18 protein-coding genes are annotated in these 25,065 nt (G+C 57.9%); 12 read left to right on the top strand and 6 right to left on the bottom strand.

Annotated features, from left to right (window positions below; genetic code table 11):
* Positions 1 to 60 precede the first annotated feature (60 nt).
* From GSD1FS_RS06985 to GSD1FS_RS06970, 4 genes are all read left to right on the top strand, one after another.
* Positions 61 to 1,335: an ABC transporter substrate-binding protein gene (locus tag GSD1FS_RS06985; RefSeq protein WP_155588978.1), complete on the top strand. Its 1,275-nt coding sequence runs from the start codon at positions 61 to 63 to the stop codon at positions 1,333 to 1,335.
* 67 nt (positions 1,336 to 1,402) lie between these two features.
* Positions 1,403 to 2,287, top strand: a complete 885-nt coding sequence (locus GSD1FS_RS06980) for a carbohydrate ABC transporter permease (RefSeq protein ID WP_155588977.1) — start codon at positions 1,403 to 1,405, stop codon at positions 2,285 to 2,287.
* A 1-nt stretch (position 2,288) separates the two neighbouring features.
* Positions 2,289 to 3,122, top strand: coding sequence for a carbohydrate ABC transporter permease (locus GSD1FS_RS06975; RefSeq protein WP_155588976.1), 834 nt, complete (start codon positions 2,289 to 2,291; stop codon positions 3,120 to 3,122).
* A gap of 5 nt (positions 3,123 to 3,127) precedes the next feature.
* Entirely contained in the window at positions 3,128 to 4,204 is a 1,077-nt protein-coding gene (locus GSD1FS_RS06970; protein ID WP_196425057.1) for a glycoside hydrolase family 5 protein, read from the top strand.
* A 71-nt stretch (positions 4,205 to 4,275) separates the two neighbouring features.
* Here GSD1FS_RS06970 and valS read toward each other — a convergent pair whose 3' ends face one another.
* The 4 genes from valS to GSD1FS_RS06950 form a co-directional block, all read right to left on the bottom strand.
* Entirely contained in the window at positions 4,276 to 7,071 is a 2,796-nt protein-coding gene (gene valS, locus GSD1FS_RS06965) for a valine--tRNA ligase (protein ID WP_155588974.1), read from the bottom strand.
* A gap of 140 nt (positions 7,072 to 7,211) precedes the next feature.
* A complete protein-coding gene (locus GSD1FS_RS06960; RefSeq protein ID WP_155588973.1) occupies positions 7,212 to 8,756 on the bottom strand; it encodes an ABC transporter substrate-binding protein in 1,545 nt (514 codons plus the stop codon).
* A gap of 235 nt (positions 8,757 to 8,991) precedes the next feature.
* Positions 8,992 to 9,723: an endonuclease III gene (gene nth / locus GSD1FS_RS06955; protein ID WP_155588972.1), complete on the bottom strand. Its 732-nt coding sequence runs from the start codon at positions 9,721 to 9,723 to the stop codon at positions 8,992 to 8,994.
* 80 nt (positions 9,724 to 9,803) lie between these two features.
* Complete coding sequence (locus GSD1FS_RS06950; RefSeq protein ID WP_155589008.1) at positions 9,804 to 10,562, bottom strand: response regulator transcription factor; 759 nt, start codon at positions 10,560 to 10,562, stop codon at positions 9,804 to 9,806.
* Positions 10,563 to 11,018: 456 nt separating this feature from the next.
* On the opposite strand from GSD1FS_RS06950, the gene GSD1FS_RS06945 reads away from it, so the two are divergent.
* Positions 11,019 to 11,828 (top strand): transporter, encoded by an 810-nt coding sequence (locus GSD1FS_RS06945; protein ID WP_343030243.1) that lies wholly within the window; start codon positions 11,019 to 11,021, stop codon positions 11,826 to 11,828.
* Between the two features lie 308 nt (positions 11,829 to 12,136).
* On the opposite strand, the gene GSD1FS_RS06940 is transcribed toward GSD1FS_RS06945, so the two are convergent.
* Together GSD1FS_RS06940 and GSD1FS_RS06935 are read right to left on the bottom strand one after the other, a co-directional pair.
* Positions 12,137 to 12,628, bottom strand: a complete 492-nt coding sequence (locus tag GSD1FS_RS06940; protein ID WP_155588971.1) for an inorganic diphosphatase — start codon at positions 12,626 to 12,628, stop codon at positions 12,137 to 12,139.
* A gap of 147 nt (positions 12,629 to 12,775) precedes the next feature.
* Positions 12,776 to 14,995, bottom strand: coding sequence for a maltotransferase domain-containing protein (locus GSD1FS_RS06935; RefSeq protein ID WP_155588970.1), 2,220 nt, complete (start codon positions 14,993 to 14,995; stop codon positions 12,776 to 12,778).
* A 514-nt stretch (positions 14,996 to 15,509) separates the two neighbouring features.
* Between GSD1FS_RS06935 and GSD1FS_RS06930 the strand changes: the two genes are divergently transcribed.
* From GSD1FS_RS06930 to GSD1FS_RS09915, 7 genes are all read left to right on the top strand, one after another.
* Positions 15,510 to 17,018, top strand: coding sequence for a hypothetical protein (locus GSD1FS_RS06930; protein WP_155588969.1), 1,509 nt, complete (start codon positions 15,510 to 15,512; stop codon positions 17,016 to 17,018).
* A gap of 130 nt (positions 17,019 to 17,148) precedes the next feature.
* Positions 17,149 to 18,408 carry a Cys-Gln thioester bond-forming surface protein gene (locus GSD1FS_RS06925; protein ID WP_196425056.1) on the top strand — a complete coding sequence of 420 codons (1,260 nt, stop codon included), beginning with the start codon at positions 17,149 to 17,151 and terminating at the stop codon, positions 18,406 to 18,408.
* A complete protein-coding gene (locus GSD1FS_RS06920; RefSeq protein ID WP_196425055.1) occupies positions 18,399 to 20,621 on the top strand; it encodes a VaFE repeat-containing surface-anchored protein in 2,223 nt (740 codons plus the stop codon). The genes GSD1FS_RS06925 and GSD1FS_RS06920 overlap by 10 nt, the downstream gene beginning before the upstream one ends.
* Before the next feature lie 379 nt (positions 20,622 to 21,000).
* Positions 21,001 to 21,756, top strand: coding sequence for a hypothetical protein (locus tag GSD1FS_RS06915; protein WP_196425054.1), 756 nt, complete (start codon positions 21,001 to 21,003; stop codon positions 21,754 to 21,756).
* The gene (locus GSD1FS_RS06910; RefSeq protein ID WP_155588965.1) at positions 21,678 to 23,339 is read left to right on the top strand and encodes a SpaA isopeptide-forming pilin-related protein; all 1,662 of its coding nucleotides are present in this window, start codon (positions 21,678 to 21,680) and stop codon (positions 23,337 to 23,339) included. The genes GSD1FS_RS06915 and GSD1FS_RS06910 overlap by 79 nt, the downstream gene beginning before the upstream one ends.
* 107 nt (positions 23,340 to 23,446) lie before the next feature.
* Complete coding sequence (locus GSD1FS_RS09920; protein ID WP_246166029.1) at positions 23,447 to 23,971, top strand: sortase family protein; 525 nt, start codon at positions 23,447 to 23,449, stop codon at positions 23,969 to 23,971.
* A 29-nt stretch (positions 23,972 to 24,000) separates the two neighbouring features.
* Positions 24,001 to 24,426, top strand: a complete 426-nt coding sequence (locus GSD1FS_RS09915; protein WP_246166026.1) for a sortase — start codon at positions 24,001 to 24,003, stop codon at positions 24,424 to 24,426.
* Positions 24,427 to 25,065 lie beyond the last annotated feature (639 nt).

Here is a 25,065-nt window from a genome sequence, read left to right as displayed (position 1 = left end):
TCTTACGAAAACGTTTTCGAAAACAATGATGTTGAGAAAACTTCAGGAGAAAGGTTCAATATGAGAACGTCAAAAATCGTGGCTTCGCTGGCGTGCGTGGCATTGCTTGGCTCGACGATGGCAGCATGTTCCTCTGGCTCGAACAGCTCGGAAGGCGACCATGTGGAGCTGATGACGACGTGGACGGGTGATCGTCTGACGGAACTGAAGAACATACTGGCCGCATACACGAAAGAGTCGGGCGTGCAGGTGCAGGTCATCTCGCCGGGAGACCAATACGAAACCGTGATGAAAACGCGCATGGCGTCGCGAGATATGCCGGACGTTTTCGAAACGCACGGGTGGAGCTTGGAACGCTACAAGGAATATTTGACCCCGTTGAACGACCAGTCGTGGGCGTCCAACATCGACGAGGCGATCAAACCGGTCATCACCGATGATTCGGGCAACGTGTATGTTGCGCCGCTCACAATGTCGATCAACACGATCGTCTACAACCGCACGGTGTTCCGCAACGCCGGCGTCGACGCGGCGAAGATCCGCACATGGGACGATTTCGAAGACGCGTGCGCCAAAATCAAGAGCAAGGGAGTCACGCCCATCTTCATCGGCAACAAGTCCGGCGATGTGGCACAGCTCGCCGAGGCGATTCCGCCGACCATGCTCACGAATTCCTCGGTGAAGAACAATCAGGCGAAAGCGCTCAAAGACGGCACGTTTGATTTCACGAAATACTGGACCCCGATTTCTCAGATGGTGTCGAAGTGGAACGCGAACGGTTTCTTCAATGTCGATCTGTTGACCGCAGACAACGACGCCGGTGTGAAGAAACTGGGGCAGGGCAGCGCCGCGATGATGTTCGGCGGCAGCAACAACATCACGCAGGCGCGCTCCTACACTCCCGACGCCGATTTGGGCATACTTTCCGCTCCGGCAGCCCAGCAGGGAGGCAAGAATTCGCTGAGTATGGGCGAGGGCATGTGCTTTGGCGTTTGGAAAGATTCCAAAGTGTCCGATAAGGCGAAAGCACTGCTCACTTATCTCGCTCAACCGAAGATCGATTCGCGTATCGCCACGGTGTCAGGCGACGTGCCCGCGTTGAGCAATGTCAAGAACGACAGCGATTACGTCGCGAAATGCCTGTCGGAAACTAAGAAAATGTTCGGAGACGATCTCGAATATATCCCATTGTTCGACCGCGCATATCTGCCCAATGGCATGTGGGACGATCTGACGAACAGTTTCACCGACATCTTCACTTCACCTGGCGCGAAGGGCGTCGACGAAAGCGTGCAGGTGCTCGCCCGCACCTATCAGCAGAAGTTCTCTCGCTGAGTCGAGCACAAGACAGTGATAACGGGCGACCGGCAAACGGTCGCCCGATCACGAAAGGAACCGAAAAATGAGCAAAACACTACGCACATTGCGTAAGTCTCGCATCAACTTGTTCTACGTGCCCGCGCTCGTGCTGATGCTGCTGTTCGTCGCATACCCATTCGCGCAGGCCATTCACTTGTCGTTCACCAATTGGAACGGATATTCGCAGACAATGCACGCGGTCGGATTCGCGAACTACGTGTCGATGCTGCACGACCCGAACCTGCGCACGGCGTTCATCAACACATTGATCTACGGCTTTGGCTCGGCGTTCTTCCAGAATGTGCTGGGGCTGCTGTTCGCACTGTTCCTGAACTCCAGATTCAGAGGGCATTCCATCGTGCGCACGTTCATCTACCTGCCGGTGATGATCTCCGGCTTGATCATGGGCTATATCATCTATTACTTCGTGCAATACGACGGCGGCATCTTCAACGAGATTCTCGGCTGGTTCGGCGCCGCTCCGGTCGATTTCATGGCGCAACGCTGGCGTGCCGTGCTCATCATCACAGCGATCAACATCTGGCAATACGCGGGAATCAGCATGGTCATCTACATGGCCGGCTTGCAAAGCATTCCCACCACGTATTACGAAGCGGCACGCATCGATGGCGCCGGCACATTGCGCTGCTTCTGGAGCATCACACTTCCATTGATCACGCCTGCGATGGCGACCGCCGTGGTGATGAACCTGATCGGTGGGCTCAAATTGTTCGACGTGATCATGGCGCTGACCGGAGGCGGCCCGGGCTTCGCCACGAACTCCCTCTCCACCTACATCTCGAACCAGTATTTCAACGCGCAGCGCGCAGGCTACTCGGCTGCGGTGGGCATCGCCACGTTCCTGCTCATCGTGCTGGTCGCCGGCATCTTCAATCATCTGTTCGCCACACGGGAACTGGAGGCCTAGCATGCAGCACCGTCGATTCAACCCGCGCAATATATGGAAGTATGTGCTGAGCGTCGTGCTCGTCGTCATCTACTGCATGCCGTTGTATGTCATGCTGAACATGGCGTTCAAAAGCATGACCGACAGCTCTTCGAGACTCTCCCCGCCAAAAGAACTGTTTTGGGGCAACTTCGCACAGCTGTTCCAGGAGGGCAGCATCGTCCGCGCGCTCATCAACACGCTGGTCATCACCGTGTTCACCGTGCTCATCGAAGTGGTGCTCGGCTGCATGGCCGCATACCCGCTGGCACGCCACCGTTCGCGGTTCAACAAGCTGATCAACGCCGTCATGATGGGCGTCATGATGATCCCGCCGTTGAGCATTCTGGTGGGCGTCTACTCCACGCTCGTGTCGTTGCACGCCACATCCACGTTCTGGGGCATGATCATCGTCTCGGCGGCATTCGGATTGCCGATGCCGATCTATTTCTTCACGAAATTCATCACCACGATTCCGCGCTCACTCGACGAGGCGGCGCAAATCGACGGCTGCAACACCCTCCAAGTGTTCTTCCACGTCATTTTGCCGCAAATGAAGCCCGCCATCGCCACAATAGTGATTCTCAACGGCGTGGGAATGTGGAATGAATACGGGTACGCGCTCTACATTCTGCAGAAACCGAGCATGTACACACTCACACTGACGATCTCGCAATACTTCTCGTCAGGCGGCGCGAACAATCTCAATGGCGCGGCTGCCGCCGCATGCATCGCCACACTGCCGATGATCATCATGTATCTGTTCCTGCAACGCTACTTTATTCAAGGCACCGTAGACTCTGCGGTGAAAGGGTGACGCATATGGCTCACAACACAACACGGCTCTACCACCACGGCATCAACCTTGGTGGCTGGCTCGCGCAATATGATTTCACTGGATCGCACCCGCTCACACCACAGCAGCGCGACGAACACTTCCTCTCGTTCATTCGCGAAGAAGACATTCAGCGCATTCACGATTGGGGTTTCGACCACGTGCGCGTGCCGATAGATGGGCGTTCGCTTCTCGCCGCTGACGCCACACTTCCCGCTCAGGTCATTGCCGCGCTCGATCGCTGCCTTGACTGGTGCGCGAGCCGCGGCATGGCGGTGATATTTGATCTGCACGATTTCGAAGGCAACGAATATGGGCAGATGCAGCGACCTATTCCGCTGTTAACCGATTCGCGCATACAATGGCGTTTCCTACGCTTCTGGCGCTGGTTCGCGACGCGTTTTCGCGATTACCCGGGCGAGATGCTGATGTTTGAACTGTTCAACGAAATCAGCGACGCCACCGCATACAGCTGGCGCTTGCTTTACAAGCAGGCTGTGCGCGTGATACGCAGTGTAGACAATGATCGCATGATTCTCATCGGATCCAACCATCAGAACAGCGTCAACTATTTGAATCAGTTGGATTTGCTCGACGACTCGCACGTCATGTATACGTTCCATTACTATGACCCGCAGGTGTTCACACACCAGAAGGCTCATTTCAGTGAGGAACTGCGCGATTTCGGGCAGACGATCACCTATCCGGGCGATATTTCGGCGTTCGGCGAGTATTTGCGCGCGCACCCGCAGTGGCTTTCCAAGCACTCGCTCACGGCCGACGAGACGCGCAATGATCGCGCGCTGATGGAGCGGCTGCTCGCCGATGCCGCTGATTTCGTCGAGTATTCAGGGCAACGGCTGTATTGCGGTGAATACGGTGTTATTGATACTGCGCCGCCCGAGGAGACGGTCAAATGGCTGGCTGATTTTTGGCAGATCTCCGATTCCATGGGATTTGGGCGCGCGTTGTGGAACTATAAGGCGCTGGATTTTGGTTTGGTCGACGCCTCCGGCACCATCGTGCATCCTCAGCTTGTGCAAGCCCTTTCGACCAATAGCTAGGATCAAAAAAGTGGTGGGCGGCATCCAATGGATGCCGCCCACCACTTTCATATGAATGGTAGTAGCGCGAACTACTTGTTCTTTGGCTTCTTGGCCGGAGGCTCGCCGAGCTCGCTTTCGGCAACGACGATCGTCTCTTCGACGTTCGCGTTGTCGGCGGCTGCATCGGAGGCCTCACCGGACTCGTCGCCCTTCGGACGCGCGTACTTCGCCATCAGGTCGCTGGCGCGCTGCAAGGAGATCTTGCCGGTGACGCGAGCGGCTTCGGCGATGTCGTTCAACGCAGGCGTGAGCACATCGCGAATCTCGTCATTCACATTGAGCATCACCGAAAGAATCGGCGTCTTCATCGAGACTTTCGCCTTCGACTTGATGCCACGCAGCGCAGCCAGTGCCGAACCAGCCTGCGTCAGCAACTCAGGGGAGGCCTTGAACGCTGCCGAAGCATAGGTGATCGGCTTCGGCCATGGCGCATGATGCACCGAGCCCTCGCCGGCATGCATCCAGCTCCACACCTCTTCAGTGGTGTAGGGCAGGAACGGGGCGAGCAGGCGGGCGAATGCGTCGAGACCCAAGCCCAGCGTGGTGCGCGCAGACTTGATGGCCTGCGGCGTAGGCGTGTGGCCGGTGGCTTCGGCGGTGCCGTAGGCGCGGTTCTTGACGAGTTCGATGTAGTCGTCGCAGAACTGCCAGAAGAAGTCCTCGATGGTTTCCAGAGCCTTCGAATGCTCGTAGTTTTCGAGCGATTCGGTGGCCTCCATCACCACGCGAGCCATCTTGGCCATTGCGGCACGGTCGAGCGGCTCGGTGACGTCTTTCGGATCCCACGAAGCGGTCGCGGCTTCGCCCACGTGATGGTTCTCGTCTTCACGGCCGATCGCCAGAGCGAACTTCGTGGCGTTGAGCAGCTTGATGGCCAAGCGACGGCCGATCTTCATCTGACCTTCGTCGTACGTGGCATCGAGACCCAAGCGGGCGGAAGCGGCCCAGTAGCGCACGGCATCCGCGCCGAACTGTTCGATCGGCTTGTTCGGCACGACCACGTTGCCCTTCGACTTCGACATCTTCTTGTGGTCGGGGTCGAGAATCCAGCCCGACAGCGTGGCGTTAGCCCACGGCAGGCAATGGTTCTCGAGGTCGGCGCGGTCGATGGTGCTGAACAGCCAGGTGCGAATGATGTCTTGACCCTGCGGGCGCAAGTCCATCGGGAACGTGGACTTGAAGAACTTCTCGTTCTCTTCGCCCGGTTCGGCCCACTTCGTCACGATCTGCGGGGTGAGCGACGACGTGGCCCAGGTGTCCATGATGTCTGGCTCGGCCATGAAGCCGTTCGGCTGGTCGCGCTGATCCTCGCTGTAGCCTTCCGGCACATCGATCGTCGGGTCGATCGGCAGGCGGTCTTCCGAAGGGGTCAGCGGATTGTCGTAGTCCGGATTGCCATCGGCGTCGAGCGGGTACCACAGCGGGAACGGCACGCCGAAGAAGCGTTGGCGGGAGATCAGCCAGTCACCGTTCAGGCCATGCACCCAGTTCTCGTAGCGCACGCGCATGAAGTCGGGGTGGAAGTTGAGCTCCTTGCCGCGCTCGATCAGCTCGGCGTTCAGAGCCTTGTTCGTGCCGCCGTTTTCGAGGTACCACTGGCGTGAGGTGACGATTTCGAGCGGCTTGTCGCCCTTCTCGTAGAAGTTCGTCATACGCGTGGTCGGCTTCGGGTCGCCTTCCATCTCGCCGGTGGCCTGCAGATCCTCCACGATCTGCTTGCGGGCGGAGAACGTGGTCTTGCCTGCGATGCCCTCGAAGTATTCGCGTCCCTTGGCGTCTTGGATCCAGTCCGGCGTGTCCATGACGATGCGGCCGTTGCGCTGGATGATCGAACGCGTCGGCAGATGCAGGTCGCGCCACCATTCGACGTCGGTCACGTCGCCGAACGTGCAGCACATGGCGATGCCGGCGCCCTTGTCCATCTCGGCGGCCGGATGCGCCAGAACGGGAACCTTCACGTTGAACAGCGGGGAGGTGACCATCTTGCCGAAATACGGCTTGTAGCGGTCGTCGTCCGGGTTCGCGATCAACGCCACGCACGCCGGCAGTAGCTCCGGGCGCGTCGTCTCGATGTAGATCGGTTCGCCGCCGTCTTCCAAGTGGAACGCGATGCGGTGGTAGAAGCCGGGGTATTCGCGCGACTCAAGCTCGGCCTGAGCGACGGCGGTTTGGAACGTCACGTCCCACAGACCCGGCGCGTCCTTCTGGTACGCTTCGCCGCGCGCGAGATTGCGCAGGAACGCCTTCTGTGCCACGCGCTGCGGATGCTCGCCGATCGTGTGGTACGTCTGCGACCAGTCGATCGACAGGCCCAGCTGACGCCACAGTTCCTCGAACTGCTTCTCGTCTTGCGCGGTCAGCTTCTCGCACAGCTCCACGAAGTTGCGGCGCGAAATCGGCACCTGGTCTTTGGCCTGGATCTTCTTGCCTTCCGTTCCTTCGAACGGCGGCTTGAAATCGGGGTCGTACTTCAGCGACGTGTCGACGCGCACGCCGTAGTAGTTCTGCACGCGGCGCTCGGTCGGCAGGCCGTTGTCGTCCCAACCCATCGGGTAGAGCACCTCGTACCCGTTCATGCGCTTGTAGCGCGCGATGATGTCGGTGTGCGTGTACGAGAACACGTGACCAACGTGAAGATGACCGGAGACCGTCGGCGGCGGCGTATCGATGGAGTAGACGGCTTTGCGCTCGCCCGGATCATGGAATGTATATGTGCCATCCTCATCCCAGACCTTGCGCCACTTGGCTTCAAGGCCGTCTACACCCACGCGGTCGGGGAGTGCGGTGAGATTGGCGTTGATTGAGTAATCTTCGCTATCTGTCATACACAGAAGTCTAAAAAGCTACTCTGACAACAATTTACGCGCTCTCTCGCCGCTCAAGTGACAGATAGTAATAATAAATAATTCTCAAATACTAATAATTAATATTACTAATACTAAATATTAATTATCAATATTACTGATTATTTGATCTGATCGAGAGGCAGACGCCAGCTCACCAGATCGGCGGACGGCACGTGCACCGACTTTTGCGCGGCCACGTAATCCTTGCCCGTGTAGAGCCACGCGCTCGCCGCGTTTTCGCTCACAATCCGGTCGAACTCACGCAGCTGTTCTTGGTAACTCTTGAAATCGGTTTGCGCGAGCGCCTTGCGGTACTGCTCCTGCGCGGCGCCGTCCACATACCCGAACATGGCGCTGCCGTCCACGAACCGCGTGTAATCGTGCGGGTCGTCCATGTCGATCAACGCGCATGTGTAATCGCCGGCATCCACACGCTTGGCGAGCGTGGCGGAATCCACCACCTCCAGCGAGATGGGCATCGGGATCGCGCTGATTTGATCGACGAGCGTCTGCCCGAGCTGCTTATGCGCGTCGTCGGTGAGCAGCGTGAACTGCTTGAAATAATCGGCGTAGAAATAGTTACGCATATAGGTGGCTTTGTTCAGGTCGAACGGGAACAGCGAGTTGAGATCCGTGTACCCAGGCTGCAACTGCGAGATCGGCCCGCTCAGCTGAGCCTTCGCGTCGGCGGTGTTCTTCGCAATATCTGCCGCGTTGATCGCGTAGCGCGTGAATTTGCGCACCTGCTCGTCGGAGAACGGGCTCTCCTGCTTGTTGTTGAACGCGAGCAGGGTTTTGCGCGTGCTGTAGCCGTCGGTTACGGTGAGTGACTGCGATTTGCCCAGTTGCTGCGCAATATTCGACGACTTCGGCAACGCCACGTCGAGATCGCCGTTCTCCAGCTCGCTCGCCATCTTCGACTCGTCGGTGAAATATTTGAGTGTCACGCTCGCGGCGCTCGGCTTGGACTGCCAATAATGCTCGTTGCGCGTGAGCTTGATCTCGCCTTTGCTGACACTGCTGACTTCAAACGGGCCGGAACCATAGGAATGCTTCGTGAAATCGGCGTTCGCCGCATTCGTGTTGTAAATGATGCCGGCGCGCCCGGCGAGTGTTTCCAGCAAACGCGGATTCGGCGCCGACAACGTGATCGCCACAGCCGAATCACCGACGTTTTCGACTTTCGAAATATTCGTCAGATCGCTGGCTCCGACGTAGTTGTTCGAAATCGTCTGCTGCAGCGACGCGACCACGCTGTTCGCGGTGAGCGCGGTGCCATCGGAGAATGTCACGCCGTCGCGCAGCTGGAACGTGTAGCGCAGGCCATCGGTCGATTGAGTCCAGCGCGCGGCGATATTCGCGCTGATCGCGCGCTCGCTGTTGAACGTGACGAGTGTTTGGTAGACGTTGCCGACGAGCGCCTGTTCCACCGCGCGCTCCGAATTGGTGCGCACGTCGATGCTCGTGGGCTCGTTGAGCAGTCCGACGGAATAGTTCTTGCCGCCGCGCAGTTCCTCGATGAAGCCGCCGTCGTTGCGTAGGAACGCCCACCCCGCGCCGGCCGCGGTTGCGAGCACGGCGACGATGACGAGAAAGACGATCCACGGGCGCGCAGGATGCTTGCTCTGCGAGCCGCCGCTGTTCCGTGTGCTGTGTTCTGCCATGCTCCCCACAATATCCTGAGCTCTACTTAGCAGCTTGCTAATCGCGTGCTGAATGGTGGTGTGGGGTATTTCGCTTACGAGGCGACATTACTGAACATATACGTGCATATCGGTGACGGTTTTCCAACGATTTCCGGCGATCGTACTTACCGGACTAGCTCTTAATGTCGCCTCGTAAGCGAAAATGCCTTGCGCCAACGTTTGCAATGCAAAATGGTCGCAAAGAAGGCGCGGATCACTTGCGCGCCGAGCTGGTCCTGCGTTTGCGCGCACGCTCCGCCTGCTTGTCAGCTGCGCGTTGCAAGAAGAAGTCGGCGCTCGGGCAGTCGTCTTTCAGCGGGCAGTTCTCGCACTCGGGGTCGCGTGCACGGCACACGTTGCGCCCGAAAATGATGAGTCGGTGCGACAAGTCGGTCCACTCGCTTTTCGGGAAGCAGGCGGTGATGTCTTTCTCGATTTTCTCGGGCGACGCATCGGGTTTCATCCAATCATCGCGCCAGTGCAGTCGCGCGGTCACGCGAATCACATGCGTGTCTACGGGGAATCCGGGCACGCCGAACGCGTTGCCGAGCACCACGTTCGCGGTTTTGCGCCCCACCCCAGGCAGGGAGGTCAAATCTTTCATATCATTCGGCACCGTACCGCCGAACCGCTCCATCAACTGCTGCGACACAGAGATAATATGCTCGGCTTTCACATGGTAGAAGCCGAGCGGGCGAATAATACTCTCCACATCTTCGAGCCGCGCATCTGCGAGCTTTTCAGGCGTGCCGTATTCGTCGAACAGTTCGGGCGTGATCGAATTGACGCGTTTATCGGTGGTCTGCGCGCTCAGGATCGTCGCGATCAGCAGTTCGAACGGCGTCGAAAAATTGAGCTGACACTTCACGGTGGGAATGAACGTGCACAGTTTGGCATATTCCCTATGCATGCGCTTGACGCGCGCAGTGTTGCTTTCGGCGGTCATGATCCTCCCTCGTTCCGATGCCGACGATACACGGTGAACTCGGGAGCGCAAAGTATTTCTCTGCCGGCTATTTCCGCCAGTTACTTTTCTGCCGCGCCGCGCGCATTGTGCTCGTCGTCTTCGGCGGCTTCGCGCGCGGAATGCTCTGCCTCGTCTTCCTCGGGCGGGTCGAAGCGGTAGCCGACGTTGCGCACAGTGCCGATCAGATGCTCGTATTCTCCGCCGAGTTTCGCGCGTAGGCGACGCACGTGCACGTCCACCGTGCGCGTGCCGCCGTAATAGTCGTATCCCCACACCTCTTGCAGCAGCTGCGCGCGCGTGAACACGCGGCCAGGATGCTGCACCAGGTATTTGAGCAGTTCGAACTCCTTGTATGCCAAGTCGATCGGCACGCCACGCAAACTCGCCGTATACCCGTTCGTATCAACCACGAGATCGCCGGAACGAATGAGCCCGTCCTCATCTTCGGCACCTTGGCTCGGTGCGGAGTTCGGCGCCGCGTTATATGTGATCACTCGCTCGGTGACCAGTTTCAAACGCCCCTCAACCTCGGCAGGGGAGGCGGTGTTGACGATCACATCGCTGACCCCCCACTCGCCGTTGACCACGGTGAACCCACCCTCGGTGAGAATCAGCACGATCGGAGTCGACAGTCCCGACGCATGCAGCAGGCGGCACAGCGTTTTCGCGGAGGCGAGATCATCGCGCGCATCAAGCAGAAGTATTGTATTTTCGGGCATGCGCACCAAACTCGACGCATCCATCGGCAGTACGCGCACACGGTGGGAGAGCAGGGTGAGCGAAGGCAGCACAGTGGTCGGGTCAGTGGAGAATGTCATCAAAGTCAGATCCGTCACGTTCCCGTTCCTCTCCTATGGACTGCCTGCCTCCGTCGGCGCTGTTCAACCGAGATCGCGACCGAGACACAAGGCAAACAAACACGGTTTAGCTGTCAGTGTAGCCGAACGAGAGAAGAAACGAGACCCGCGTTCCGCGATGAGAAACCGATTATGGAACTCGCGCAAAGATCGTGCGCGGAAAGCGCGGCAGATTTGATCGGTGGCAGATGCTGCGATTACTATATTATGCGGGTATTGCTATTGCTCAGATAGCGCTCAGGGTGAGTGCTCGATATCGAGGATTATTGATGCTTTGCCGCTCGCGCACAGTGCGCGCGAGATGTGAGGCGTGTGCGATGATCGCGCGGATCGACGAGTGAAGGATGAGAGTATGGGTGACACGATGCAGCATGACGCAGGCGGCTCGATGAACGCTCCCGCGCAGGCGCGCAGAGTGTGCAGGGCGCACAGTCCGCGCAAACTACGCAGACTGAAGTGGTCACGCAGGGTTTGGACTACAGGCGTGTGGCACCGGTCATCCCGTTCTCGCGCGCGGGCTGGGCGCAGGTCGGCATGTATGCGATTCTGGTGGCGCTCGCCTGCATCCCCGGCAGCAACGCCGCATCATCGGCGACGTCTTCGCTGATGAGCTTCGCCGTCGGGCTGCTCGTGATGCTGTTCGCGTTCTTCACACCGCTTCGCGACGGGATTCCAGGGCGCGTGATTGGCGTGATTCTGGGACTTCTGGGCATGATCTTCGCATCGACTCCGCTGTTGGGCGAGCTGGTGTTCGGCATGGCTCCGCCGAAAGAGGCGATCGTCGCCTCACCGGGCACGCTTGCCGTGAGCGCTTGGTTCGCCGGCGCGGGTGCGCTGCTGGTGACTCTTGTGGTTGTGTCGTTCGGACGCCAGATGGCTCGCCTCGATAGAAGCAACCTGATTGTGCAACTTTCACACATGATTATGGATGGCGCTTGCACGGTGCTGTGCAGCGGCTGGTGCTTCCTGCCGATGCTGCTTCAAGGCTTCAATGTGAGCAAGACCGAGAACGCGAACGGGCAGCTGTGGGTGTGGCTGCTGTGCGTGATCGCCGTGGTTGCGTTCGCCGTGGTGCTGGGCTTCATGGATCGCCTGTGGTACCGCGATGCGCAGCCGCTCGAGGGTGCGCAGGCTCCATGGTTCGGTTTTGCGATGATGCCGGTTATGATCACCGGCGGGCTTGTGGCGCTCGCCACGCTGATCGTGCAGATGACCCTCACCGTCTGAAGCTTCCCGCTCGACGGTTTTCCGCCGCCTACTGTTTCCGTTATCCAGCCGTTTGTGTGGTCTCTCCTTCGTCGTTCTTATTTTGCTGGTGGGGATATAAAACTCGTGTACCCGCTTGTATGCCGTTTTGGAAAACCGCTATTTTTCAACGAAAATGGGTTGTGACTATTCGAGGCTGGAAGGGTTTCATATCCCCACCAGCAAAATAACAGAGCAAAAGAAAGGGTGTTGGGTGCCTGTGGTTCAGGCGCCCAACACCCTAACGGCTATATGTTGGGAAATCCTCTAGCGGATTTCCCAACGTCGCATCACTTGGAGTTGGCGAGACGCTCGACGGATTCCTTGATCTCCTTTTCGGCGGTCGCGGCATCGGCGAAGAAGTCACCTGGCATGACTTCCTTGCCCGGCTCCAGAGCCTTGTATTGCTCGAAGAAGTGCTTGATTTCCGCCTTGTGGTACTTGGAGACGTCATCGATATCCTTGATGTCGTCATAGCGAACGTCGTCCGGCACGCACAGCACCTTGTCGTCGCCGCCCTCTTCGTCGACCATGTGATACAGGCCGACTGCGCGGCACTTGACGACGCAGCCCGGGAACACGGAGTCGGTCAGCATCACGAGCGCGTCAAGCGGATCGCCGTCTTCGCCGAGCGTGCCATCGATGTAGCCGTAGTCATCCGGGTAACCCATTGCGGTGAACAGCGTGCGGTCGAGGAAGACGCGGCCGGTCTCCTGATCCACTTCATACTTGTTCTTGGAACCGCGCGGGATTTCCACGACGACGTTGAAGGTTTCTGCCATGGTTATTCTCCTTTTGTTGAAAATATATGAATATCTATCGAATACACCATACCGCTTTCCATGCATGTGAGCGGCGCAACTCGCTGTGTGGACTTGCCGGCTTCACCGCCCACATGCACGGAACATATGCGGTATTGACGTGAGGTATTACTCGTTCGCCTCGTCGCTGTCAGCGTCGGCATCGTCATCGAGTTCCACGTGGAACACGTGTGCGACATCGGCCCATGGTGCGAGCGACACGAAGTTGTCCCAGCTCCAATCGTATTCGCGGCCGGTCAGCTGATCCTTGACGTGGTACGGGTGGTCGGTCGGCAGACCAAGTGCTTCCGCATCGACGTGAATCGACGACTGCTGCTGATTGAACGGATCGAGGTTGACGACGACGATGAGCGTGTCGGTCTTCCCATCAGGGGTGAACTGCGCATCGGTCTGACGGGCGAACGCGAGCACGTTGCCGTTGGCGCTCGGCAGGATGGTCAGATTGTGATAGCTGGTGGTCGCCACATGCTTCGAACGGATGTCGTTGAGCGAGGTGAGCAGTTCGGAGATGCCGATCTTGTCGGCAGCGCTCCAATCACGCACCTTGATCTCGAACTTCTCGTTCTGCGACTGCTCTTCGGCGTCGCTGCGCTGGCTGTTCTCGATGAGCTCGTAGCCGTTGTAGATGCCCCAGCTCGGGGAGCCGAGTGCGGCGAGCACAGCGCGAATGGCGTGCGCGGCAACGCCGCCGTCACGCACATAGGCCGTCAGAATATCCGGCGTGGTTGGCCAGAACGTGTTGTGCTGGTAGAAGCCGCCTTCGCCGTTCGTCTCCTGCAGGAACTGCTCGAGCTCCTCCCTCGTGTTGCGCCACGGGAAGTAGCAGTGCGACTGCGTGAAACCGGCATAGCTCAGGGCGCGCACCATGGCTGGGCGCGTGAACGCCTCGGCGAGGAAGAGCACTTCCGGGTGCTTCTTCGTGACGGCGGCGAGCACGTCTTGCCAGAAGCGAACCGGCTTGGTGTGCGGGTTGTCGACGCGGAAGATCGTGACGCCCGCATCGATCCACAGGTTCATGATGCGTTCGACTTCATGCTCGATGCCTTCGAGATCGTTGTCGAAGTCGATCGGGTAGATGTCTTGATACTTCTTCGGCGGGTTCTCGGCATAGGCGATCGACCCGTCGGGCTTCGTGCGGAACCAGTTCGGATGCTCCTTGACCCACGGGTGGTCGGGGGAGCACTGCAACGCGAAGTCGAGCGCCACTTCAAGCCCAAGCTCATGTGCGCGCTGGCAGAACGCCTTGAAATCGTCCATCGTGCCGAGCAGCGGATCAACGGTGTCGTGGCCGCCAAGCTCGCTGCCGATGCCGAACGGCGAACCCGGGTCGTCAGGGCCTGCGTGCAACGCACCGTCAGGGCCCTTGCGGTTCGTCACGCCGATCGGGAAGATCGGTGGCAGGTACACGATGTTGAAGCCTTCGGCCTTCGCGCGCTCCAAGCCGCTGACGGCGGTGTGGAAGTTGCCCTGCACCTTTTTGCCGTTCTCGTCGATGTATGCGCCTTCGGAGCGTGGGAAGAACTGATACCATGCAGCGAAGCTCGACTTCGGGCGCTCCACGTGGAACACGTGGTCGGCGCTCTGCGTGAGGCCATCGCGCAGCGGGTTCGATTCATGCAGCGCCTCGATCTCGGCGTTGTCGGCAAAGCCCAAGCGCGTCTTGGCGTCGAGCGTGGTGTCCATCATCTGCTTCGCGGCATCGCGCAGCGTCTTGCGCTGGGCGGCGTCCAGATTCGAGTCGCGAGTGCCGGCCCAACGCCCGAGCATCTCCGCGCCGCTGGTCAGCGTGTTCTCCACGTCGGAATCCACATCGACCTTGATGCGTGCGTCGTGCAGCCATGCGCCGTAGGAATCTTCCCAGCCCTCAATGGCCACCTTCCAGTTGCCGAGCTGCTTCTTCACGTCGTCGAAGCCCTCATCCCACGGAGCCAGTGTGGAATGCTCGCCGGCCTGCAGGTTCACCGTGTAAAGGTCGAGTCCGGCGTTCTCCACCTGCATCGGCACGCGTGCCATGATGCGTCCGCGTGGATTCTTGAGAACGGCGGTCGCCCCGACCTTCGCGCGCCCTTCCATGAACACCTGCGCGGAGACGGTGAACTGCTCGCCGATTTCCACGCGCGCCGCATACACGCCGTCTTCGGCGGTCGGCTTGAAATTCAGAATATTGATGCGTCCGAATTGACCGGCTTCCTTCACCGGAATCGGCGTTGCGGGGGCTTCACCCACGAACGTGGGGAGCTTGGAGGTTTGCCTGGCGGTGCGAGGCTTGCGCGTACGCGTCGCCTTTTTGCGGTATTTTCTTTCTGTTGTGCTTCCATACCTGTTCATTGTATGGAATTTTTCGTCGCTCACGTTACGGCATCGCGCATAGGCCAAAAATGTTCGCATATTCGTCCACATCGTGGATCTGTTGCTGAATTATTCAACACAAAACGACCCAAGTTTTCCACAGTGACGCGTTTTTCATTCGTCCTCCGACCACAGTGCCCGATTTCGCTGGCTCGCACGCTGCCGATATGCGAAGCTGACCAAACCGCACAGGGGCGGTCGTCGCTTCGCGGTGAGCATCACTGCGAAGCACCCGGCAGAAAGGGCAATATATGAAGAGAACCACTCGGAAAACCAGCACTGAGAAAACCGCACGCAAAACATCAGTGCGCGCAATACTGCAACGCACACAAACATGCCGCATACTAGCGCGTCGCATCGCGCGCATAATACTCAGCATGTTCGCCGCGCTCGCGCTGATATGCGCGCCCGCGCCGGCGATGGCTGCAGAAGACGCGTATATCACTGAGCCGCCGGGCATAGACGTAGTTCATTTTTGCACATCGATAAATTTATGGAGTTCGGGCCGGTGGGCTACGACAGTCAGGGGCGAAGATATTACTGCATCGAGCAGAATATCGCTACGGACTACAGCATTCGGTCGGTCGAAGCGATGCCCGACAGCGTGCTGACGCGCACGCTCGGAGAACTGCTGCGCCAATACCAATACACGAGCAATCTCGAATATATGCAGCCGGCGCTCGCATACATCGTGCACGAGGCGCTCGACACGAGCGACGGCGAATACGGCTGGTCGTCGGTGCGCGACTCCGTGCAGAGGTTCTACCCGGCGGCGATCACCAAGGCAGAAGAACTCTACACCCTTGCACGCGCAGCCGTTCCCACCGATATCGCGACGCGCATCACATACACGGATGGCAAGCGCGCCGGAATCGTGCACCTCGACATCACGAACATCGACGGCGCTCCGACGAGCGGCACCGAATACGAACTCGAACTCGAAGGCGACGCCGTATTCACCGACGGTACGCAACGCAAAACCGGCGTCACCGATGGCACGGCGCTCGAATTCGGCTGGCGCGCGACAGACGAGGGCAATGTGCGCGTGCGCGCCGCGATGCAGGTGCAAGGGTTGGATCACGTGACCAGTGCGCAGGATTTCATACGCTTGTCTGAACCGATCACCGTGGAAAGCGAGCTCGAGCAGTTCGACGTGCATACGCTGTTCTCACCGTCGCTGGTGACGCAAACAGTGCCGGAAATAGTGAATATTGGAGACACCGTGACCGACGACGTGACGGTGCTCACCGAAGGGGAGAACAATTATTGGCCGAACAACGCCAATGTTCACGCAACCGGCTGGTATTTCGCCGACATACCGAACGCGATGCTCGACTCGCGCATCACTGCTGAAACCGGCGAGCTGGCGCGCGATTTCATCGCGAGATTGCAACGCTGGGGATTCACCCCGCACGCATTCGCCACAGCCACGTTCTCGCACAGCGGCCAACAGCAACGGGTGCAGGCGAGGAACGCGGACGGCACGCCGTACCGAGTGCCGGAAACGACTGCCGAAGGTCGCGAACTCGGTACATGGGTGTGGGCGGTGGAGCGGAGCGACCAATCGCCTTCTGTGCAACAGCTGATGCTGGGCGACTGGGTGAGTGATTTTCTCGAGCCCACGGAAACGCATACGGTACGCCTGCCGGAGCTCGACGAAGAACCCGAGCAGCCCACTGACGAAAACACTGACGAAGACACTGCGGAAGATGACGAGATAGGCACTGAGGATACTGCTGAAATTACACCGTCTCCAGACTCTCACGACGATGAGGGCAACGCTGCCGCGGTAGTCGTGTCACCGCCGCGCGCACACTCGCTCGCCCGCACGGGCGTCGGCATCGCAGCCGCTGCGCTGGCGTGCACTGTGATCTTTGCGCTCGGCGTCGCATTGCTGGGTCGCCGGTGCCGCGCTGCGCAATATGTGACTGAACTTTCTGCGCCGAATACCTCTGAAACGCATGTCAATACAACGGATTTCACCGATAATCCCCATATGTGAAAGGCTTATGATGACTGGCACAACTGACTCACATTCGACCTTCTCTTCGACGATACGCGGGCATATTGCTCGTGCTGCGCGCGTAGGCAGAACCACAGTCGCTGCGTGTGTTGCGATTGGACTGGGCGCATTGACCGCCGTAACCGCGCTGAATGCACCGGCCGCTGTGCCGAGTGCGCAGGCGGTGGAACGAAATTTTCCTGACCGCATGTATTTCGGCGTTACAGTGAGCAACGGCAATCTCGACAGCACGGATGCACAGGCGTTCCGTGGCGGTTTCGGCGGTTTCGACACCGCCAACCCGACCATTCCAACGTTCAGCAACGCACAATTGAACCAGGCGAACGAATATTTCCGAGACACGGCGGCATATTGCATGGATGTTGACAAAGATGCACCCGGCGAATGGTCGGAATCCACGAACATACAGGTGGTGCACGATGGCACAGGGGCGCATCCGTTCAAGTATGCGACGAATCCCAACACCGTGGAATACCGCAAATCCGATGTTGCGCAAAAGGGCGCTGTGGCATGGATCGCGGCGAACGGATACCCGCAATCACAGCGCGCGGGAAGCCAACAGCCGTATGCGAAAAGCTTGGATGACCCGGATGCCCGTGCCGTGACCCAGCTGGCCATCTGGATTGCGGCGGGGCAAGTGCGCGTGCAAGGCGGCAACGGTACGACGAGCGCCACGAGCGCCGTCTCGGTGAGCGACGGGCATAAGGTCGCCGGAGGCGTCTATTCAAGTGGCGGCCAAACGAATTTCGCACCCTACACGATGATCGGGTTGGCATGGGATCTGGCGAACAAAGCGCAACGGGCCTCCGACCGCGATGAATACGAAGCGGTGTTCTACACGCAGGCTGGCGGCGGCGGTCTGCAGCGAATGCTGTTTGCACGGTCGGTGCCGAAAGCCACGCGCGGTGGCGTGCAGGTGGTCAAAACCGATCGAGAAACAACGTTGGGCACGCCTCTGGGCGCGGCGAGCCTGAACGGAACGGGCTTCGAGATCGTGAACCGTTCCACCGGCGCGGTCGTGGTCAACGATGCTTCCTATGAGCCGGGTCAAGTGGTGAAAACGCTTTCGGCGCACTACGGCAACGTGGTTGACGCGCAGGGAAACCCGAATGGCAGCAAGGCAATCGTGGCACGAACCGGCATCAGCGAACTGCCTCCCGGCAGCTACGAGGTGCGTGAAACGGTGGCACCCGACGGCTATCTGCGCGACACCGAATCACGCCACTGGTCGCAAACCATCACGATAGGTTCGGCGGAGGATGACCAGTTCATGACGATAGCCGGCGATGATGCGGCCATGAACCAAGTGCAGCGCTCCGACCTGCATTTCACGAAAAAGACGCGAACACGATGCAACGCATGGGCGTGATCGCATGGCAACTGACCTCAAAAACCACCGGCGAAACCCATGTCATCGTCTCCGACACCAACGGTTCGTTGCACACGAAATCATGTGAAACCCCGTTCAATGGGAACTCCGACACCACCGGCTGCCGACCCCACACGCACAACACGAATGCGAATGACCCAGACAGCCCGAATACCAACGGTGCAGTGGTCAAAAACGCAGACGGCAGCTACACCGTGCGAGATGCGTCGAAACTCGACCCGCAGGCGGGGATCTGGTTCACTGGCATCGGGCCGAACAGTGCAAGCCAGAGCGTGGAATGGACGGGTGCGAACACCTACCGAGTGACGCGAGACGGTCAAGCGCGCAATGCCAGCGTGAACGACGCATTGCGTGCCCTGCCATACGATGACTACCAGCTCACCGAACTGCCCACGCCCGGAGCCAACGACGATCATCGCATGATTTCAGTGACGGTTAGCGCCAAGGAATACTCGAAGAACGCCGATGGGTCGATCAACCACGACGGCACCGGCATCGACCTCGACTATGGCACGCTCGACAACGAAACCATCGGTATAACCACTCGCTTGGCATACCACGGCGCAGGAGCCGACGCATTCGATGGCGACGGCAACAGCGGTGGCAAAACCGCTCCCGCCACCGGCACGGTCGAACTCACCGACACAGCCGACTACTGGGGTCTTACGCCCGGCGACTACTCCGACATGGGAGCGCTCTACGTCGTGAACAACGGGGAAACAGTGGGAGCGCCTCTCGTCACGGTGTCGAAACCCCTGACGGTGAAGAACCCGAACGGCGGCACAGCCAAACTCACGTTCACCATCGCGAACGCCGAGGCGCTCGCCGGCAAAACAGTCGTCGCATTCCGCACGATAACCGATGAGAACGGCAACGTCATGGTTGTTCACAACGACGCCTCAGACGGTGCACAACAAGTGAGTTTCCCACAAATCCACACCCAAGCCAGCTCCAGCGTCAGCGACGAAGCAGAAGCTGCTAAGGGAGTGGTGAGCGTCAGCGACGAAGTGGCATATGAGAATCTGCAGCCGGGCAAGGAATACACGATGAATGGCGAGCTGCACCACAGAACCACAGCGGAAAGCGGGGAATCGGAAGACGGGGGAATAATCCACGACGTCAACGGCGACGAAGTGCGCGCCTCTCTCACGTTCACGCCGACGCAGCCGAACGGAACGGTCACAATGACGTTCCTCTTTGAACCCAGCGAATCCCTCGCCGGAGCAACAGTGGTTGCATTCGAAGAACTCCATAAAAACAGCGCCGTGTTCGCCGCACACGCCGACATCGACGACGACGGGCAAAGCGTGCGCATCGTCGGCATCGCCACGCAAGCAAGCGATGCCAGCACACACACGCACACCGGCGCACATTCCATCGCGCTCAAACAAACCGATGTCGTCGCCTACACCGGCGTGCAGCCAGGGACGAACTACGAAGTGCGCGGCGAACTGCATATCAGGAACGCCGACGGCAGTGACGGCGGGGCGCTCACAGATAAGCGCGGCAACGCGGTGACAACCACTGCTCAGTTCGTTGCCGAAGAGGAGTCTGGGCAGATCAAACTCGAGTTCAGTGCGGAACTCAGCCGCGAACTTGAGAATGTGCAGACGGTGGCGTTCGAACGGCTCTACGCCGAGTCGCAGCTGGTCGCCGTGCATGCCGACATTCACGATGACGGGCAGACGGTCAGCTATCCGGCGATCGGCACCACACTCGCCGGTGAGCAGGGTGAGAAAACGATCAAACGCGGCGAGCAGACAACGCTCATAGACGCCGTTGCATACAGCGGGCTGACGGTAGGGGAGCACTACAGTCTAACCGGCAAACTCGTCGACGGCGACGGGAATCCGGTGAACAGTTCCGGCGGTTCGACGGAATTTGTCGCCGAACAATCCGAAGGTTCGGTGACCGTCGAATTCACCGTCAACGCCGCCGAGCTTGACGGCAAGTCAACGATTGTGGCATTCGAATATCTGAGCAGTGAAGACGGCACGCTGGTTGCGCAGCACGAAGATCTGAACTCCGAAAGCCAGACAGTGCGAATAGACGAGCCTGCCGCAACTGATCCACATGAAACCGCTGCCACCGGCTCGCAGATAGGCGTAGCTGCACTGCTGGCTGCTGTGTGCATTGGCGTTGGGCTCGTCATCGTGCTCGTCGCGTCGCGCCGCTCTCGTTGCAAACGATAGTGTGCGAGTAACTCAACCGCACAGGCTGACAATTGCACAGGCTGGCGGTATGAATCGAGATGTGTGTTTCCGATACCGGTGTTCGAAGCACACATCTCGATTTTTCTATGGCGTCGTTTCGTATAGTTGCTGATAGTTCATGAAATCTTTTGAATATCTGTGCTATGCAATTTAAGAAAATTTTGTAAGCAGCTGGTTCACAGATATTTGAGTGTTTGAAAAATGCTGATGTGTGTATAGGTAAATATGCATAGATCTGTAAATACTGCATCGTTTTATTCCAACAGAGTAGCAATATAATACAAAAATTTCCATTAGACTAAATAAGTGTTGGGGTGAAAATATACAGATAAGCAACCCTCGCATAAGGCTGAGTTCGTTGAATACGTGTTCGGCTGATGTAGTGCCGGTACAACGCTGGCACACACTCAAAAGGAGCGTCGAAGATGAGTTTAAAAATAAAGTAATCGCAGCAGGGGGCGGCATTGCGCTCGCACTCAGCTGCATAGCAGTGGGTGCGATACCTGCCAGTGCTGCTACCGTAACGTTGAAAACAGATAATACCTCCGGCTCGATCACGATATCCACGTCATCGGGCAGCGATGTCAAGCACACATTATGGGGCTATCGCCTCGCCAGCTTCGATCAGGTGACGGCAAGCGGCATAACGATGACCGGCTACCGGTTGAAAACCACGCAAACGACCACGCTCAACCCGAGCTATCAAGACGCCATTGCCGGTGCGTTGAACAGCGACACGGTGAAGAATGCTGTGAGCAGTGAGAATACCGGCATTACCGACCTGAGCAAGCAGATACCACAATATTCGTTGTCGCTGTATGGTAACGAGCTATCCACAACAGATCCGTTGAGGCGCAATAACCCAATGGGCTATGTGGCTGAATATTTCACCGGCCACCCGAGTCTTTTGCGCACGTTCGCTGAAGAGGTTTCCAAGCAGCTCGGTAACCTCACGGTGACGCAGCTGGAGAGCGCAGGCGACAACTTCAAAGTCATGAAAACGGTAATAACACAGTCGCTCCGGGTTACTGGCTGTTGCTCGATAAAACCGATGAATCGACCATCGCCGGTCGCGAGTCGCTGTCCACGCCGATTCTCGTGCCATCGACAGTGACCACAAGCGATGGGACGGTGCTCAGCCAGTTGCAGGCAGTAGGTGAGACGGCTGCATCCCCGCTTGGTCAAGTGACATTGAAGAACAATGTGCTTCCTATTGGAAAGCAGGTCGTGGGGCAGGTTGACAAGCCGACGCCAAATAACGCCGACGATGGTGCATACGCGCCGAACGACAATTCGTCATACGCTGTTGGCGATCTCGTCGACTATGAGTTGCTCTCGCAAACGCCGGACTTCACGGGGTATCAGTTCGACCCGACCATGCTGAATGCCAAAAAGACTCGTCAATACGCGATCTCCGACACAATGAGCAGGGGATTAGACTTTGTTGCGGTCAAATCCGTGCAGCTGTATACGAGACATTCGAGTCCGGAAGGCGTTGTTTCGTGGACGCTTGACAAGACGCTGAACGCTTCCAGTGATTACGACGTGAATGTGTCGAACAATGTAGATGTCGCTGGCGATTACGCAGGCGGCAAGACCGTGACCGTCGATCTGAAGCGCTACGTGAATAAGGCTGTAGGTTCCACGCGTGCTACCTCCACTGATGAGATTCCGGCGAATCAGAAGGTCGTCGTGATTGTGCAATGCCGTTTGAACCAGAACGCGCTGATCTCCACTTCGGCGCGCCCTCAGGGAAACAAGAACAAGTCTTCACTGACGTTCTCGAACGATCCTTCCGACAACAGTCTTGCCACGAAGATCCCGGGTGGCGAAACCGAAGTGTACACATTCCAGTTCAACTTGCACAAGGTCGATACCAAAGACTCGTCCAAGACTCTGCAAGGCGCTATGTTCACCGTGCAAGCTGATGGTGGGCTCACTGGCGACCATGTTGGATCGGGCACAAATGCGCATGCCGGCAAATACCTCATCTGCAAAGATGCAAGCGGTGCATGGCTGTATGGCACCGAAGCGCAAGCCAAGAGCTACAGCATTGCCAAGAACTCCGATGGCAAGTTCATTGTGAAAACCGATGAGAACAACATCATCAGCGACACCGGCACAACCAACCACGAGATCGCTCAGGGTGCCGCGAACAAGCTCAGTGCCGATGGCAATACGCTCACCATCAGTGATTCCACGAATGGGGTTGGTTTCTTTGTCACCGATGCCGATGGTAATGTCGCAGTGTCTGGCCTGAAAGCCGGAACGTACCACGTCAGCGAAGTCAAGGCCCCGAAGGACTACCTTGATGCTGATCTGCAGAAAATCAACTTCTCGGTATTCATTAGCGCCGATTATGTGCGTGATAAAACGCAGAGCAGTGTCAGCCAAGCACTGTATCCGTACCCTGACGGGCATTGGGGCGACAACACGTTGCCAGCGTTCGGCAAGGATTCCAGTGGCAATTCACAGGGTACCGCTGCGAAACTTACCGACGGCTCGCACGGTGACCAAGTGACGCTGGGTACCGATACAACCAGCGACATCAGCATCGCTACGGTGGCGAATGCGAAGACCTACACGCAGCTGCCGCTCACCGGTGCGACGACAATGCGCATTCTTGCGATTCTCGCCGTTGTGATTGCCGCAGTTGGCGCCGTGTTCGTTGTGCGCGGGCGTCGCATGAACAAATAGCGTCTGACCAAACATTGATCTGCATATGGGGTCTTCTCGAATACGCTGGTATTTGTGAAGACCCCATTTTGCGCGAGTTCGCGTGCAGACAGCTTATTGAATAGAGCATGAGGAACGCATATGGCACGGTCGATGAAAAACTGCAAGCACGGTTGACGATCGCGTTTGGCGTGATACTGTGCCTGGTCGCGTTGAGTTTGCTGGCCGTGCCGTGGGCGATGCAACTCAAGGCAGCATATGATTCAGCTCGGCAAGCGCAAGCGGTGGAAGACATCGTGGCGGCATGGCCAGAGGAAAAATCGCGGAAGGCATTGCAAGCCGCCGAAGAATACAACGCCAAACTCGCGCAGCAAGGGCAGCCCACGCTCGGTGAATCCTATGACCCGTTCACAGATACGCCAGTGAATGCTGGCGAAGATGTGCGCTCTGACCAAGATGAGGAATACATGGGCTTGCTCAATGCTGGCGAGGGGCTGATGGGGTCGGTGGTGATCCCGAAGATATCCGTGGATATGCCGATTCTGCACGGCACATCGAAAATCTCGCTGAGTCGCGGCGCAGGGCATCTGTATGGCACCTCGTTGCCGGTAGGCGCGGGAGGGCAGCCGGAGGTTCTGCGCACACAGTGCTGACCGGCCATCGAGGTCTTGCCCAAGCTGAGATGTTCACGCGCTTGGACGAGCTGCGCATCGGCGACTACATGTATGAGAAGGTGTTTGGGCGCACACTGGCATATCGCATCGATCGCATCACGGTGATTGAACCGACCGACACCAGCAAGTTGCGCATAGAAAAAGGCGAGGATCGTTTGACGCTGATGACATGCACACCTTTTGGCGTCAACACGCAGCGCCTGCTCGTTTCCGGCGTGCGAGTGCCGATGCCGCCAGCCCCAAATCCCGGCCAATCCGATAAAGATTTGACGAAAATCCGGCAGTGGGCGTTCATCCTCATGGCGCTCACAGCGCTACTGGGTCTGCTGATCTATCGTTTCGCGCCACCATTCAGAGCCGCACGGCAAGAAGCCGCGTTGCATGTCAAGCATCGCGCTCCCAATGCCTCCTCTCCGCCGCACTCACGCCGCTAGTTTGCTGGCGGGGATATAAAACTTCCTAAGTGCACAGTATTGCCAACTCTTTTTCGTTGGAAAATAGCGGTTTTTGAAACCCATATATATGCATGCAATCGAGTTTTATATCCCCGCCAGCAAACTAGAGGTAAATAGGATGGCTGGTGCTGTCTGGTCTGCTGATATGTAGATGTCTAGGCAGAGTGGGCTTGGGGTTAGTGTGAACTAGACCGTGCGTTCAAGGGTGTGTAGACAGTGGCGTGTGAGCGGTAGAAATATGGTTGTGCCGCTGCTGGTGCAGCACTCATTGGCAAGCTTGCTAATGGTAAAGCATAACCGCTGAAAAGTTCTGTGGGCTCAACGAAATTCGTTATTGAGTGAGTCTCGAATTTAGTGGTTGTCAAGTTTGCCGTCAATATAATTGAGCTGTCAGATAAGTCAAAAAATATGATTTTCGAATATTTGAGCTGAGAGAACAACATGCGTATTGCATGGCATGGAGACCTGAAAACCGAGTGACAAACGGTTATTGTTGCTGTTCTCGTTGCAGCTGGCTCGATTGCTGGAGCGGTTGCCGGACTAGCCTTCCCGCGCATCGGCGCGGCGTCGGCGTTGTTCGCTAGCGCATATTGCCAAAAATTTTAAGAAAGAAATTAT

Origin of the sequence: Bifidobacterium canis, from assembly GCF_009727065.1 — a bacterium.
Taxonomy (GTDB): domain Bacteria; phylum Actinomycetota; class Actinomycetes; order Actinomycetales; family Bifidobacteriaceae; genus Bifidobacterium; species Bifidobacterium canis.
This window is presented reverse-complemented; position numbering and strand designations above follow the sequence as displayed.

Coding starts and splice junctions, on each gene's coding strand:
- nth (WP_155588972.1), bottom strand. CDS start 9,723: ATGACCGCCGAAAGCAACACTGCGCGCGTCAAGCGCATGCATAGGGAA.
- GSD1FS_RS06920 (WP_196425055.1), top strand. CDS start 18,399: ATGGGCGTGATCGCATGGCAACTGACCTCAAAAACCACCGGCGAAACC.
- GSD1FS_RS06940 (WP_155588971.1), bottom strand. CDS start 12,628: ATGGCAGAAACCTTCAACGTCGTCGTGGAAATCCCGCGCGGTTCCAAG.
- GSD1FS_RS06930 (WP_155588969.1), top strand. CDS start 15,510: ATGGAGTTCGGGCCGGTGGGCTACGACAGTCAGGGGCGAAGATATTAC.
- GSD1FS_RS09920 (WP_246166029.1), top strand. CDS start 23,447: ATGAGGAACGCATATGGCACGGTCGATGAAAAACTGCAAGCACGGTTG.
- GSD1FS_RS06980 (WP_155588977.1), top strand. CDS start 1,403: ATGAGCAAAACACTACGCACATTGCGTAAGTCTCGCATCAACTTGTTC.
- GSD1FS_RS06985 (WP_155588978.1), top strand. CDS start 61: ATGAGAACGTCAAAAATCGTGGCTTCGCTGGCGTGCGTGGCATTGCTT.
- GSD1FS_RS09915 (WP_246166026.1), top strand. CDS start 24,001: ATGTTCACGCGCTTGGACGAGCTGCGCATCGGCGACTACATGTATGAG.
- GSD1FS_RS06975 (WP_155588976.1), top strand. CDS start 2,289: ATGCAGCACCGTCGATTCAACCCGCGCAATATATGGAAGTATGTGCTG.
- GSD1FS_RS06950 (WP_155589008.1), bottom strand. CDS start 10,562: ATGACATTCTCCACTGACCCGACCACTGTGCTGCCTTCGCTCACCCTG.
- valS (WP_155588974.1), bottom strand. CDS start 7,071: ATGACAGATAGCGAAGATTACTCAATCAACGCCAATCTCACCGCACTC.
- GSD1FS_RS06935 (WP_155588970.1), bottom strand. CDS start 14,995: ATGAACAGGTATGGAAGCACAACAGAAAGAAAATACCGCAAAAAGGCG.
- GSD1FS_RS06960 (WP_155588973.1), bottom strand. CDS start 8,756: ATGGCAGAACACAGCACACGGAACAGCGGCGGCTCGCAGAGCAAGCAT.
- GSD1FS_RS06970 (WP_196425057.1), top strand. CDS start 3,128: ATGGCTCACAACACAACACGGCTCTACCACCACGGCATCAACCTTGGT.